Raw genomic sequence first — 13,276 nt, forward strand, 5'->3', positions numbered from 1 at the left:
CGTCCGAGGGGCAAGCCTACGGTTGCGGGGGCGGACCGCACGCGGAATATTCGGTGGGCTCCGGCTCGTCGCGGAGCCGGTGGCTGGTGCTTTTACCGAAGACGGGGGCCCGATCCTCTGGCCCGTGCGGCGTTCAGCGTGTTCCATGGTCATCGGGGGGCGCCCGGACCTGCGGCGGCCCGCGCGAGGGAGCGAGGTTGCCTTGGCCACCACCGTACGACGTGCCGTACTGACCCTGCCCGCGGCGGCGACGGGACCGGAGAACCCGTTGCCGGCGCTGCGGCCCCTCGACGAGATGCATGTCGTCGACGACCGCGACCGGGCCGATCTGCCCCGGGACATGGCCCGCCAGATCGGCCACGAGCCCCTTGCCACCGTGCTGCCCGTGGCCGTCCTCGACGGTTACGGGCGCGAGCGCACCGCCACCGACCTCGATGTGATCGTGATCGAGAACGACCGGCTGCGCGCCACCGTGCTGCCCGGGTTCGGCGGCCGCGTCCACTCCCTCTTCCACAAGCCCACGGGCCGGGACCTGGTCTACGTCAACCCCGTGCTCCAGCCCGCCGACTTCGCGCTCAACGGCGCCTGGTTCTCCGGCGGCATCGAGTGGAACATCGGCGCGACCGGCCACACCACCCTGTCCTGCGCCCCGGTGCACGCCGCCCTGGTCCCGGCGCCCGACGGCGGCGAGATGGTGCGGCTCTGGGAGTGGGAGAGGCTGCGCGACCTGCCGTTCCAGGTGGACCTGTGGCTGCCCGACGACTCCGACTTCCTCCATGTCGGCGTACGGATACGCAATCCGCACGAGCACCCCGCACCGGTCTACTGGTGGTCCAACATCGCCGTGGCGGAGGACGAGCGCACCCGGGTCGTGGCCCCGGCGGAGGAGGCCTGGCACTTCGGCTACGAGCGGACGCTGACCAGGGTCCCGGTCCCCGAGAGCGGCTCGGTCGACCGGACGTACCCGCTGCGCAGCGACTTCCCCGCCGACTACTTCTACGAGGTGCCCGACGGCGCCCGGCGCTGGATCGCCTCCCTCGACGAGAACGGCCACGGGCTCGTCCAGACCTCCACCGACCTGCTGCGCGGCCGCAAGCTCTTCCTCTGGGGCAGCGGCCCCGGCGGCCGCCGCTGGCAGGAGTGGCTCACGGAGCCCGGCACCGCCGGCTACGCGGAGATCCAGGCCGGGCTCGCCCGTACCCAGCTGGAACACGTGCCGTTGGAGCCCGGCGGCGAGTTCAGCTGGCTGGAGTCGTACGGACCGCTGTCGGCGGACCCCGCAGCCGTGCACGGGGACGACTGGTCCGCGGCCCGCGCGGAGACCGAACAGCGGCTCGCCGCCGCCCTGCCGCGCGCCGATGTGGACGCCGCGTACGAGGCCTGGCGCCGCTGTGCCGACACCGAACCGGGCGAGAGTCTCGCCACCGGGTCCGGCTGGGGCGCGCTCGAAGTGCGGCGCGCCGGGTACAAGCTGCCCGGCACCCCCTTCGCCGCGTCCACCCTCGGCGAGCAGCAGGCGCCCTGGCTGGAGCTGCTGGAGCAGGGGACCTTCCCCGAACAGCGCCGGGTGGCGCCGCCCGGCCCCTCCCTGGTCTCCTCGCACTGGCGCGACATGCTGGAGACGGCCTCCGCCGAACCGCTCACCGAATACCACCTGGGGATCGCCCAGTGGCACGCCGACGACCGCGCGCAGGCGGTCCGCAGCTGGGAACGCGGACTGGCCCTGGCGCCGTCCCGCTGGCCGTTGTTGCGCTGCCTCGCGGTCGCCGCCCAGGAGAGCCGGCAGTGGGAGCGGGCGGCCGACCACTACACGGAGGCGTTCGGCGACCTGTGCGCCGAACGCGGCGACGACGGCGACACCTGGACGGCGGCCACCGCCGCCCTCGGCCGGGAGGCGATCGAGGCGCTGCTGACGGCGGACCGGCCAGGGCCGGCCCGCACTGTCTGGGACGGGCTGCTCCCGGAGATCCGCCGCCGCGGCCGCTTCCGGCTGCTGGAGGCCAGGCTGCTGATCGCGGAGGGCGACCGCACGGCCGCCCGCGCCCTGTTCGACGAGGGCTTCGAGGTCGCCGATCTGCGGGAGGGCGCGGAGATCCTGGACGAGGTGTGGGCCGAGCTCACGGACGACGAGCCGCTGCCGGACGCGTACAACTACCGGATGCGGCCGCGTACCTGACGGACTGTTGTGGAACGGGTCGAACTACCCTCGTTCCACCCGTGACTGACGGTTGCTCAGGTCACCAGGTTCCGGTCGACGTACTCGAAGACCGAACCGTCGGGGTGGACGGCGATCAGATTGCGGCCGGCGGGCGTGTGGACGGGGCCGACGATGACCCTGGCGCCCACCCGGGCCAGCGCGGCGTTGGCCTCCTCGACGTCCTTGACCGCGATCGTCGCCGTCACCTTGCGCAGGATCTCCAGCTCCGCCTCGGGGCCGCTCATCAGCAGGAAGCAGCTGATGGCGGCCACGGAGACCCCGCCGCGCTCGAAACGCAGCGCCGGACTGCCCGTGAGGTTCTCGTAGAAGGCCACCGCGGCCTCCAGGTCGTCGACGCAGATACGCAGCGTGGTTCCCAGGATTTCCATGCGGAACAGCGTAGTTGGCCGGTCAGCGGTGTGTGATCGATTCGGCCGACGGGGCCGTCCCCGGGCCGGTGGGCCCGGGGCCGGCGCGCTCACACCCGGCAGAGCACCTCGCCGTGCGGGACCATGAACCAGCCGTCGTCCTGCGCACCCCAGGTGCGCCACGCCTCGGCGATCGCGGTCAGCTGCTCGGCCGACGCGTGCCCGCCGTCGACCGCCAGCTTCGCGTAGACCGAGCCGACGGTACGGTCCGCCCACAGGCCGCTCCACCAGTCCCGGCTCTCCGGGGTGCCGAAACACCAGGCGGCGGCCGTCGGGGTGATGTCGGTGAAGCCGGCCTGCCGGGCCCAGGAGAGCAGCCGGCGGCCCGCGTCCGGCTCGCCGCCGTTGGCGCGGGCCACCCGGCCGTACAGCTCCTGCCAGGCGTCCATGACCGGCACCTCGGGGAACCAGGTCATCGCCGCGTAGTCGCTGTCGCGGGCCGCGACGACGCCACCGGGCCGGCAGACGCGTCGCATCTCGCGCAGCGCCTGCACCGGGTCCCCGACATGCTGGAGCACCTGGTGGGCGTGGACCACGTCGAAGCTGTCGTCGGGGAAGTCCAGGGCGTGCACGTCGGCGGTGGTGAACTCCAGGTTGTCCAGGCCGCGTTCCGCTGCCACCGCCGTTGCCTGGTTCAGGATCTCGCGGGTGGTGTCGACGGCGGTGACCCGGCCGGGGGCCACCAGCGCGGCGAGGTCCGCGGTGATGGTGCCGGGCCCGCAGCCCACGTCCAGCACGTCCATGCCGGGGCGCAGTTCACCGATGAGGTAGCCCGCGGAGTTGGCGGCGGTGCGCCAGCGGTGCGAGCGCAGCACCGACTCGTGGTGGCCGTGGGTGTAGACGGCGGTCTCCTTCGGCATGACCGTGGATCCTCTCTCGAAACGCGAACGACGAAGCGCTGATCGGTACGGCCACGGTACGCCCGGATGCCGAATAATGAGATGGGCATCTTGCGATGTGGGATGACTTTGATGGGTGGCGCGGGCATGGGAAAGGGCGGCCGACATGGCGTCGGCCGCCCCTCGTTCACCCGGTCCTGGCCGGTCTCACACCTGCATCGGGCAGTACACCGTCAGCGCCTCCGGCAGCTTGTCGATCATCAACTCGCGCTGGCTGTGCGCGACTTCACCGTCGTACGCATACGGTGTCCCGGGCTTCAGCCCGGAGATCCGCACCCGGTGACGGCGGACGGCGGCATGCATGGGGGAGCGGGTCAGCGGGCCGGCGACGGCAGCCGCCAGCAGTCGGAGCCCCGGCGTCCGCCCGCCGTGCACCACCCGTACGTCCAGCAGCCCGTCCGCGAGGTTGTGCCGACGGCCGGGCGCCGGGCCGACCCGCTGGAACAGGCCGTTGCCGACGAACAGCAGCCACAGCGGCCGTCGCCGCCCCTGGAGTTCTGCCTCCAGGGGGCGCTCGCCGCGCAGTACATGGAACGCGGCCAGCACCCCGGCCGGCCAGCCGCCGATCCGGGGGGACCAGTGCTCGCGCGTCCGGACCAGCTCCGGGTAGACACCCATGCTGAAGGCGTTGAGGAAGTAGCCGTGGGCGCCGCCGGGTCCGTCGGGGCCCGGCCGGAAGCGGCCCAGGTCCACCCGGACGGCATCGCCCGCGCCGATCGCGGCACAGGCGTCGGCCACGGTCTCGATGCCCAGGTCGTACGCGAAGTGGTTCAGCGTCCCGCCGGGGAACACGGCCAGCGGCAGACCGTGCACGGAGGCCACCGCCGCCGCCTGGTTGACCGTGCCGTCACCGCCGCAGACACCCAGCGCCCGGCCCCGTCCCGCGGCCTTCTCCAGCTCGGCCGAGAGCATCTCCGGGGGACACTCGACCACCTCGGCGTTCGGCAGCGCGTCCCGGACCAGCGCGGCCGTGGCCGTGGCCGTCCCGGACGCCTGGTTCACCACGACGACCAGGTCCTGGCCGTCGGGCAGTGAGGGGGCGTGGGCGGGCGGCCTGCCCGGTGCGGGCAGCTGCCCCCGGGTCGGTACGACGCCGCGCAGGGCGAACGCGGCTCCTATGCCCAGCGCCGCACCGGCCAGCACATCGCTCGGGTAGTGCACGCCGGTGTAGACGCGGGAGGCGGCCACGGACAGCGCGACGGGCGCGACGACCGCTCCCCAGCCCTTCGACTCCAGGGCCACCCCGGTGGCGAAGGCGGCGGCCGACGCGGCGTGCCCGGACGGGAACGACGTGGTGATCGGCTGGCGCTTGAGCTGTCGTATCACCGGCACGGCGTCCAGTATCGGCCGCTCCCTGCGGACCGCGCCCTTGCCGATCGTGTTGATCGCGGCCGAGGCCACCGCCAGTGAGGCGATCCCGCGCACCGCGGCCCGCCGGGCCCTGGCGCTGCCGCCGAACGCGGCCATGCCCGCCGCGGCGCCTGCCCACAGCAGCCCGTGATTGGCGCTGCGGCTGAGCCGGGGCAGCACGGGTGCGGCCGCAGGCCAGTGCCGCCGGGCCAGATCCTGGAACACGGCGAGATCGCATCGGTGCAGCAGGCTCCGCAGTCCGGCGGAGCTCGGCAGGTGTGAAGGGTTGCTCGGTGACGACATGGAACACCGAATACCCTGCCCGACCGCCCCGAATCAACTAGCGCGCCCGGACGGCACGGTCCGGGCGGCCCGCCGGACGACTCCATCCACCCCTCACTCCATGTCATAACGGGAGAATTGAGTATAAAAATGCACATGGTCCGGGTGCCGGACGTCACTTCGTCATTGCCCGGACAAGCGCGCCGCCCTTAGCCTGTGTTCGTGATGCCGGTCACTGGCCGGAATGTCGAACGCGAGAGGGTGGTGCACGACCATGGGGCGACTTGTCCCAGCGGTGACCAGGGCGCTGGACGTACTCGAACTCTTCCTCGACGGCGACGGTACGCTCTCCGCGCCCGAGGTCACCCGCAAGCTCCAGCTCCCCCGCACCACCGTCCACGAGCTGCTCACCACGCTGGCCGCCCGCTCCTACCTGGTCACCACCCCCGACCAGCCCGGCCGCTACCGCCTCGGCGTCCGCACCTACCAGCTCGGCAGCCGGTACGCCGAACAGCTCGACCTCGCCGCCGAGGGCCGGCAGGTGGCCCAGCAGGTCGCGGAGACGTGCGGGGAGACCGTCCACGTGGCGATCCTGGAGGAGACCGACGTCATCTACATCGCCAAGGTGGACTCCACCCACGCGGTCCGGATGGTCTCGGCGGCCGGCCGCAAGCTGCCCGCCCACTGCACGTCCGTCGGCAAGATGCTGCTCGCCGCCCTGCCCGACCGGGAACTCGACGCCCGTCTCGACGGCGTCGAACTCACCGGCATGACCCCGGACAGCATCACCGACGAAGGGGAGCTGCGTACCGCGCTCGCCGCTGTCCGGGAGCGGGGCGTCGCCGTGGAGCACCGGGAGTCCAACCCCGACGTGAGCTGTGTGGCCGCGCCCGTACGGGACCGGACCGGGCGGGTCGTCGCGGCGCTCTCCATCTCCGTCCCCATGATCCGCTGGAGCGACGAGCGCGAACAGGAGCTGGCCTCCCTCGCCGCCGACGGCGCGGAGGCGCTCTCCGGCCGGCTCGGGCACCACCGGGGGCGCGAGTGAGCCGCCCGCGTCCCGACGTCGCCGTCCGCGAGCACGCAGCCCTCGGCGAGGGCCCGACCTGGGACCCGGCCACCGGCCGGCTGATCTGGGTCGACATCCTCTCCGCCCGGATCCACACCTACGACCCGGCCACCGGCCGGCGTACGGTCATGGCCACCGAACAGCACGTCGGAGCGGCCAAGCCGCGGGCGGGCGGCGGCCTGGTCGTCAATCTGCGCGACGGCATCGGGCTGTACGACGCGGACGGCGCCTTCCGCTGGCTGGTCCACGACGCCGATCCGGGACGGCGCGGCAACGACGCGGCGGTGGCGCCGGACGGGTCGCTGTGGGCGGGTACCATGCGCTACGACGACACGGAGGTGGGCGGAAGCCTCACCCGCGTCGCACCCGACGGCACGGCCACCCGGGTGCTGCCCCTGGTGGCATGCAGCAACGGCACCGGGTGGAGCCCGGACGGCCGGCTGATGTACTACGTCGACACGCCGACCCGCCGGATCGATGTCTTCGACGTGGACGGTGAACAGGTCGTCAACCGGCGCCCGTTCGCCACCGTGGAGGAGGGGGCCGGCTTCCCCGACGGGCTGACGGTGGACGCGGAGGGGGCCGTCTGGGTCGCCCTGTGGGACGGGGCCGCGCTGCGCCGCTACACGGCGGACGGTGCGCTGGCGCACACCGTCGAACTGCCGGTACGGCGGCCGACGTCCTGTGCCTTCGGCGGCCGGGAGCTGCGCGACCTGTACATCTCCACGGCCCGCGCGGGCCTCGACGCCCCGCACCCGCTCTCCGGTTCACTGCTGGTCCTGCCTGACGCGGGCCAGGGAATGCCCGGGACGGCCTTCGCGGGCTGAGCGTCCCGGATCGCCGGGCGGGGTCCTGGCGCGGACCCGCCCGGCGGCGGCTCACGGCGTCGGGAAGCGGCGCAGCGTGCCGGGCAGCCGGGAGCCCAGCGGCGACATGTTCCCGTCGGCGCCGTGCCGGGCCAGCAGGTCCAGGACGAGCCGGCCGCGCCGGACCCGCTCGCGGGCCGTGTCCAGGGCGGCATCGCGCAGATGGGCGCCGTACGGGTAGATGCCGGGGGCCCTGGACAGCCCGAACTTCAGATAGAGCGGGGCGCCGCGCCGGATCAGCTCGGCCGCCTCGTACATCCGCACATAGCCGCCGAGGTCGTCCGGAGCCTCGATGTACAGGTCCATCGGCGCGGCCGACACCCGCCGGATCTCGGTGAAGTGAGCGAGCGTCAGATCGGAGGGGATGTTGACCGAGTCCGCGCCGAGCTGCTCGTGGACGGCGTAGGAGGCCGGGTTCACCGGACCGATCTGGGCCGACACCTTGAACGTCGTGTCGGCGGGCAACACCCCCTGGACGCGCAGCCGGTGCAGGGTCCAGAGCACCCCTTCGTCGGCCACGAGCAGGCACTTCACGCCCAGCTCCGATGCGCGCAGGGCGTCCTCGACGCAGCCGGCCAGGGCGTCATGGCCGCGGGCGCGCAGCCCGGCCCCGCCCGAGTCGGTGCGGAACGAGGCGCCGGTGTCCCAGCTGCCGCGCGGACCGGTGAACAGGCAGAGCTCGATGCCGCGTTCGGCGCAGCCCTCGGCCATCTCGACGATCTCGGCGTCACCGAGCATCCAGATCCCGCTGCCCTGGCTGATCCGGTGGACGGGGACGTCGAGCCGCGCGCTCTCCTGCAGTACGACGGAGAGTGCCTCCGGCCCCTCCACCGACGGGATCTCGGTCCGCCAGGTGCCGCCGTCGGGGAAGGTGTGCGGGGAGGCGTCGGCCGGGTCCGCGGCCGGGGCGCCGAGCCCGAGCGCGCTGAGCGCGGGCTCGCCCGGACGCCGGACGCCGGGGCGGGATCCGGACGGGGCGGGGAAAGCGGAGGTCATGAGCGGCCTTTCGTGTTCGGTGGGTCGGACGAGGTTCGGGGAATGGGCGATGCGGGGGCCGGCCGCCCGCCGGGGATCACGCGACAGCTCTCAGGGGCGCATCAGCACCTTGCCCGTCCCCGGGGCGCCGCCCCCGACCAGCCCCACGGCGTCCGCGAACCGCTCCAGCGGGAACTCGTGCGTGATCAGCGTGGCCGGATCGAGCAGCCCCGCGGTGAACGCCCGTACCGCGTAGGACCAGGACGCGGAGGACGCGCCGAACACGCTCCGCACGGTGAGCTGGCTCAGCGACAGGTGCACCGGGTCGATGCCGGTGGCCCCGGGGGCGAACATCCCGGTGAGCACCACCCGGCCGCCGCGCCGCGCGAGGAGGCAGGCGTCCGCGGCGGTGGTCGGGGCCCCCGCAGTCTCCACGACCAGGTCGTAGCGGCCCCGCATCTCCGCGGCCTCCTCGGGGCTCACGGCCTCGCTCGCCCCGAACGCCGTTGCCTGACCCGCCCGTTCGTTCCTCGGGTCGATCACCGTCAGCTGACCGGGCGACACCGCCGCCAGCAGCTGCACCGCGAGCAGCCCGAGCGTGCCGGCGCCCACCACCGCGATCCGTTCGCCCGGTTCGGGGGTGCCCGCCCGCACCGCCGCCGCGACCACGGCGGCGGGTTCCAGCAGCGCGGCCGCGCGCAGGTCGGCGTCGTCGGCCAGCGGGTGCAGCAGCCGTGCGGGTACCACGACATGGTCGGCGAACGCCCCGGGCCGGGTGAACCCCGTCTCGTCGTACCCCGCCGTGCACAGCGAGGTCTCTCCGGCGCGGCACCGCTCGCAGCTGCCGCAGGAGCGGAACCCCTCGGCGACCGTACTGCGGCCGGCCAGGGCCGGATCGACGCCCGCGCCCACGGCCTCGACCACCCCGGACCACTCGTGTCCCGGCACCACCGGGTAACGCACGTAGCGGGGGTCGCGATGACCGTCGTACACCTCCCGGTCGCTCATGCAGATCCCGGCCGCCGCGACCCGCACCCGGACCTCGCCCCGGCCGGGCTCCGGAACCGGGCCGTCGGTCAGCCGGTGTTCGCCCGGCCGGTCGACCGTGATCGCCCGCGAGCGGGCGGGTCCGCCGCTCACTTGGGCTGCCTCTTCTCCCAGCCGTCGGCCCAGAGGTCGAACCGTGCCTGCTGCTGGGGGAATTCGGCGGCCGCGTCCACATCGAGCTCCACCCCGAGGCCCGGCGCGTCGGAGAGTTCGAAGCAGCCGGTCGCGGGGTCGACCTGCGGGGCGCCCCGCACGACCTTCTTGATGTCGGCGTCGGCGAAGTCATTGAAGTGCTCAAGGATCTTGAAGTTGGGGGTGCAGCCCGCGACCTGGAGGCTGGCCGCCGTCAGCACCGAGCCGCCCACGTTGTGCGGGGCGATCAGCGTGTAGTGGGTCTCGGCGGTCGCGGCGAGCTTCCGCGTCTCCAGGATGCCGCCGATGTGACCGACGTCCGGCTGGATGATGTCGGCGGCCTGCGACTCGAACAGCTCACGGAACTCGACGCGGTCGTGGATGCGCTCGCCCGTGGCGATCGGCACGTCGACCCGGCCGGCCACCTTGGCGAGCGCCTTGAGGTTCTCCGGCGGTACCGGCTCCTCCAGCCAGGCCGGCCGGAACGGCGCCATCTCGTGCGCGATCCGCACCGCCGTCGAGGGGCTGAACCGGCCGTGCATCTCCAGCATCAGCTCGGTGTCGGGGCCGATCGCGTCCCGGACCGCCTCGATCAGCGACACCGCGTACCGGGTCTCCTCCTGGCCCAGCTCGAAGTGGCCGGTGCCGAACGGGTCGATCTTCAGCGCCCGGTAGCCACGCGCGAGGACCGCGGACGCCGCCGCGTGGTAAGCCTCCGGGGTGCGTTCCGTGGTGTACCAGCCGTTGGCGTACGCCTTGACCCGGTCGGTGACCTTTCCGCCGAGCAGCTGCCAGACCGGGACGCCGAGCGCCTTGCCCTTGATGTCCCAGCAGGCCATCTCGACGACCGCGATGCCCGACATCACGATCTCGCCGGCCCGTCCGTAGTCGCCGTACTTCATCCGGCGTACCAGGTCCTCCACGGCGAACGGGTCCGAACCGGCGATGTGATTGGCCTCCGCCTCGCGCAGATAGCCGATCAGCGCATCGGTGCGGCCGAGCATCCGCGTCTCGCCCACACCGGTGAGCCCCTCATCGGTGTGCACCTGCACATAGGTGAGGTTGCGCCAGGGCGTTCCGACCACGTGTGTAGTGATTCCGGTGATGCGCAAGGAAGTTGCCCCTCGACGTGTTCGATATCTCGTCACTCGTTCGAAATCCTGGCGCGACCGTAATGACGCGGCGGGGCGGGTGTCAATGGGGCCGTCACGGCCGGTACGGTTCCCGGCCCGCCGGGCGCCCCGCTCCATTCCCTCGTATAAAGGGGCGGACACGCACCGGTCGACGGCCGGGTGACCGAGCGGCGGCGAAGGAGGCCCGGATGGGCCAGGAGCGGACCGGGCGTCAGGGACGCGGGCGGGCCGGGCCCGGCGCACCCGGAGTCCGGGAGGACCGCGGGCCCGTACGGTACGGGCCGCCCGCGCCCGGCCCCGGTCTGCCGGTCCTGCCCGAACTGGCCGAGGTACTGGCGGCGGCGGCCGGCAGCGGCCTGCCCCAGCCCGCCGGCGGTTCGGCGGACCTGCGCGAGGCGGCCCGCGCCTACTGGGACCGGCGCGGACTGCGCGGCGGTCCCGAACACATCGCCGCCGCGCCGGGCACCTCCGCGCTGCTGCTCGCCCTGATCGCCGCGCACGGCGGCGACGTGCTGATGCCGCGCCCCTGCCCCGCCGCCTGGATCCCGCAGGCCCGGCTGCTGGGCAGGCCCGCCTACCACGTGCCGACGCCCGCCGAGTGCGGCGGCGTGCCCGACCCGTACGCGCTGCTGGAGACCGTGCGCAGGGTGCGGGCCGAGGGCGGCCGCCCCAGGCTGCTGCTGATCTCCGTCGTCGACGACCCCACCGCCACCGTCGCCCCGCCGGAACTCGTGCGCGAGGCCTGCGAGGCCGCCGTCGCCGAGGGGCTGCACATCGTCAGCGACGAGACCTGGCGCGACACCCTGCACCGGCCGCACGACACGGTGCTGCTGAGCCCCGCCGAGATGTGCCCCGACGACGTGACGGTGATCTCCGACCTGGCCGGCGCGCTGACCCCGTCCGCCTGGCCGGTCGCGGTCGCCCGCTTCCCGGACACCGGCCGGGCAGCGGTCCGCCACGCCCGTACCCTCGACATCCTCACCGCGCTCGGCGCCTTCGTCGCCGGACCGGTGGCGGCGGCCGCCGCGCACGCGCTGCGCGAACCCGACGCCGTCACGGAGCGGGTCCGCCGGGCCGCCGCGATGCAGGCCCGGATCGCCGCCGCGGCCCACCGGGCGGTACTCGCCACGGGCGCACTGGCCCGGCCCCCGCAGGCCGGCCGCCACCTGTACGCGGACCTCGGCCCGCTCAGGTCCCGGCTCGCCGCCCGCGGCGTCACGGACTCGCTGGAGCTGGAGGAATACCTCACGGAGCGGCTCGGCGCACCCGTCCCCGGCGGCCACCGGTTCGGCGACGAACTCGGGGCCCTGCGGGTGAGGCTGGGCACCGGTCCGCTGCTCGGATCGACCCCGGAACAGCAGATGGAGTCCCTCAGCGCGGCGGAGCCCCTCGAACTCCCCCATGTCGCGGCAGCCCTGAGCACCTTCCGGGCGGTGCTCGACGACCTCCGCTGACATGCCCCGGCCCGATCCGCCGGGGCGACGGTCCGGCCGCCCGTCAGTGGCTGAACCGCGCCCGCAGCCGGCGCCACACCGCGGGGGCCCCGCTGATCAGCAGCGTCAGACCGACCGCCGCCACCACGCCCTGCCACGGCTCGGGGAACAGCGAGCCGCCCAGGATGCCGATCAGCTGATACGTGGCGGCCCACGCCAGACAGGCCGGCACGTCCCCGCGGGCGAACCGCCGCATCGGCACCCGGCCCAGCAGACACGCCAGCATCACCGGGATCCGCCCGGCCGGCACCAGCCGGGACAGCACCAGCACCATCGCACCGTGCTCGTCCAGCTTCTGCTGCGCCTGCGCGAGCCGCTCCGGCGCGGCCCGCTCGCTGATCACCCGCAGCCACTTGGAACCGTTCTTCGACCGCACCCCGCGCTGACCCAGCCAGTACAGGCAGATGTCCCCGAGGAACGCGGCCGCGGAGGCGACCGCGAAGACGAACAGCAGCGAGAACGGTGACGACTGGTGGAACGCCACCACCGCCGCCGAGCTGACCAGCGCACCCGTCGGCACCACTGGCACCAGGGCGCCCAGCGCCACCAGCAGGAACAGCGACGGATAGCCCACCGCCTGCTGTGTCGACTCAGCGGGCAGCCGGCTCACGACCTCGTGGATCACCCGTCGGCCTCCGGCCGGACATGTTCGCCGTGCTCCAGCCGGTGCACCGCCACCTGCGGCGCCAGCAGCGCCGCCTGGCGGACGAACTCGTCACCCGGCGAATGGAATTCGTGCGGCCGGACCCCGTCCATCCCGATCGGCCAGTAGGTCCCGTAGTGCACCGGCACGGCCGAGCGCGGCGACAGCCGGGCCAGCGCCTCGGCGGCGCGCCCCGCGTCGAGATGGCTGTGGCCCAGATACGGCCCCCAGCCGCCGACCGGCAGCAGCGCCACGTCCACCGGGCCGACCGCCCGCGCCATGTCGTCGAACAGGCCGGTGTCACCGGCGAAGTAGGTGCGCGACGCGCCCTCGACGACGTACCCCAGCGCGGGGGAGCGGTGCGGGCCCACCGGCAGGCGCCGCCCGTCGTGCAGCGCCGGAACCGCCCGGATCCGCACCTCACCGACCCGCACCTCGTCACCGGCCGCCACCTCGGTGATCCGCAGCCCGCGCACCCTGCGCAGCAGCCGCAGCCCGGGGACCGCCCGGACCGCCCCCAGCGGCACGATCAGCCGGCCGCCCGGGGCGATGCGGGCCAGCGACGGCAGATGCAGATGGTCGGAGTGCAGATGCGAGATGAGGACGACATCGGCGACAGCGGCCGCCGGGCCGGGCAGCTCACCGCGCCGGCGGCGCAGATGCGCGATGCGCCGTACGAAGAGGGGGTCGGTCAGGACCCGGACCCCGGAGTCCTCGATCGTGCAGGTGGCATGACCCCACCAGGTGACTTCCACCGGCACG

The 13,276-nt window shown here is 73.8% G+C and carries 12 protein-coding genes; 4 read left to right on the plus strand and 8 right to left on the minus strand.

Features of this window, described 5'->3' with window-relative positions:
- The first annotated feature begins 202 nt into the window (after positions 1-202).
- Positions 203-2,176 (plus strand): DUF5107 domain-containing protein, encoded by a 1,974-nt coding sequence (locus ACIQM0_RS30710; protein ID WP_401292820.1) that lies wholly within the window; start codon positions 203-205, stop codon positions 2,174-2,176.
- Positions 2,177-2,232: 56 nt separating this feature from the next.
- Here ACIQM0_RS30710 and ACIQM0_RS30715 read toward each other — a convergent pair whose 3' ends face one another.
- The 3 genes from ACIQM0_RS30715 to ACIQM0_RS30725 form a co-directional block, all read right to left on the minus strand.
- Positions 2,233-2,586, minus strand: a complete 354-nt coding sequence (locus ACIQM0_RS30715) for a VOC family protein (RefSeq protein WP_401292822.1) — start codon at positions 2,584-2,586, stop codon at positions 2,233-2,235.
- Between the two features lie 89 nt (positions 2,587-2,675).
- The gene (locus ACIQM0_RS30720) at positions 2,676-3,485 is read right to left on the minus strand and encodes a methyltransferase domain-containing protein (RefSeq protein ID WP_401292825.1); all 810 of its coding nucleotides are present in this window, start codon (positions 3,483-3,485) and stop codon (positions 2,676-2,678) included.
- Between the two features lie 186 nt (positions 3,486-3,671).
- Entirely contained in the window at positions 3,672-5,177 is a 1,506-nt protein-coding gene (locus ACIQM0_RS30725; protein WP_401292828.1) for a bifunctional phosphatase PAP2/diacylglycerol kinase family protein, read from the minus strand.
- A gap of 253 nt (positions 5,178-5,430) precedes the next feature.
- Here ACIQM0_RS30725 and ACIQM0_RS30730 point away from each other — a divergent pair, with 253 nt between their 5' ends.
- Together ACIQM0_RS30730 and ACIQM0_RS30735 are read left to right on the plus strand one after the other, a co-directional pair.
- Positions 5,431-6,204: an IclR family transcriptional regulator gene (locus tag ACIQM0_RS30730; RefSeq protein WP_401292830.1), complete on the plus strand. Its 774-nt coding sequence runs from the start codon at positions 5,431-5,433 to the stop codon at positions 6,202-6,204.
- A complete protein-coding gene (locus ACIQM0_RS30735) occupies positions 6,201-7,052 on the plus strand; it encodes an SMP-30/gluconolactonase/LRE family protein (RefSeq protein WP_401292833.1) in 852 nt (283 codons plus the stop codon). Before ACIQM0_RS30730 ends, ACIQM0_RS30735 begins: the two co-directional genes overlap by 4 nt.
- 51 nt (positions 7,053-7,103) lie before the next feature.
- Here the strand turns inward: ACIQM0_RS30735 and ACIQM0_RS30740 are convergent, their stop codons facing one another.
- The 3 genes from ACIQM0_RS30740 to ACIQM0_RS30750 all read right to left on the minus strand — a co-directional run bounded on the left by ACIQM0_RS30740 (position 7,104) and on the right by ACIQM0_RS30750 (position 10,357).
- Complete coding sequence (locus ACIQM0_RS30740; protein WP_401292835.1) at positions 7,104-8,087, minus strand: hypothetical protein; 984 nt, start codon at positions 8,085-8,087, stop codon at positions 7,104-7,106.
- Positions 8,088-8,177: 90 nt separating this feature from the next.
- Entirely contained in the window at positions 8,178-9,206 is a 1,029-nt protein-coding gene (locus ACIQM0_RS30745) for a zinc-binding dehydrogenase (RefSeq protein WP_401292837.1), read from the minus strand.
- The gene (locus ACIQM0_RS30750; protein ID WP_401292839.1) at positions 9,203-10,357 is read right to left on the minus strand and encodes a mandelate racemase/muconate lactonizing enzyme family protein; all 1,155 of its coding nucleotides are present in this window, start codon (positions 10,355-10,357) and stop codon (positions 9,203-9,205) included. Before ACIQM0_RS30750 ends, ACIQM0_RS30745 begins: the two co-directional genes overlap by 4 nt.
- A 209-nt stretch (positions 10,358-10,566) precedes the next feature.
- Between ACIQM0_RS30750 and ACIQM0_RS30755 the strand changes: the two genes are divergently transcribed.
- Positions 10,567-11,832: an aminotransferase class I/II-fold pyridoxal phosphate-dependent enzyme gene (locus tag ACIQM0_RS30755; protein WP_401292841.1), complete on the plus strand. Its 1,266-nt coding sequence runs from the start codon at positions 10,567-10,569 to the stop codon at positions 11,830-11,832.
- A gap of 43 nt (positions 11,833-11,875) precedes the next feature.
- On the opposite strand, the gene ACIQM0_RS30760 is transcribed toward ACIQM0_RS30755, so the two are convergent.
- Together ACIQM0_RS30760 and ACIQM0_RS30765 are read right to left on the minus strand one after the other, a co-directional pair.
- Positions 11,876-12,496: a DedA family protein gene (locus ACIQM0_RS30760; protein ID WP_401292844.1), complete on the minus strand. Its 621-nt coding sequence runs from the start codon at positions 12,494-12,496 to the stop codon at positions 11,876-11,878.
- Positions 12,493-13,275, minus strand: a complete 783-nt coding sequence (locus ACIQM0_RS30765) for an MBL fold metallo-hydrolase (protein WP_401292847.1) — start codon at positions 13,273-13,275, stop codon at positions 12,493-12,495. Before ACIQM0_RS30765 ends, ACIQM0_RS30760 begins: the two co-directional genes overlap by 4 nt.
- Position 13,276 lies beyond the last annotated feature (1 nt).

It is taken from the genome of Streptomyces sp. NPDC091387 (genome assembly GCF_044756945.1).
Taxonomy (GTDB): Bacteria; Actinomycetota; Actinomycetes; order Streptomycetales; family Streptomycetaceae; genus Streptomyces.

Bases quoted from the DNA above. Each gene is read 5' to 3' on its own strand.
- ACIQM0_RS30740 (WP_401292835.1), bottom strand. From the start codon at position 8,087: ATGACCTCCGCTTTCCCCGCCCCGTCCGGATCCCGCCCCGGCGTCCGG.
- ACIQM0_RS30725 (WP_401292828.1), bottom strand. From the start codon at position 5,177: ATGTCGTCACCGAGCAACCCTTCACACCTGCCGAGCTCCGCCGGACTG.
- ACIQM0_RS30715 (WP_401292822.1), bottom strand. From the start codon at position 2,586: ATGGAAATCCTGGGAACCACGCTGCGTATCTGCGTCGACGACCTGGAG.
- ACIQM0_RS30755 (WP_401292841.1), top strand. From the start codon at position 10,567: ATGGGCCAGGAGCGGACCGGGCGTCAGGGACGCGGGCGGGCCGGGCCC.
- ACIQM0_RS30720 (WP_401292825.1), bottom strand. From the start codon at position 3,485: ATGCCGAAGGAGACCGCCGTCTACACCCACGGCCACCACGAGTCGGTG.
- ACIQM0_RS30730 (WP_401292830.1), top strand. From the start codon at position 5,431: ATGGGGCGACTTGTCCCAGCGGTGACCAGGGCGCTGGACGTACTCGAA.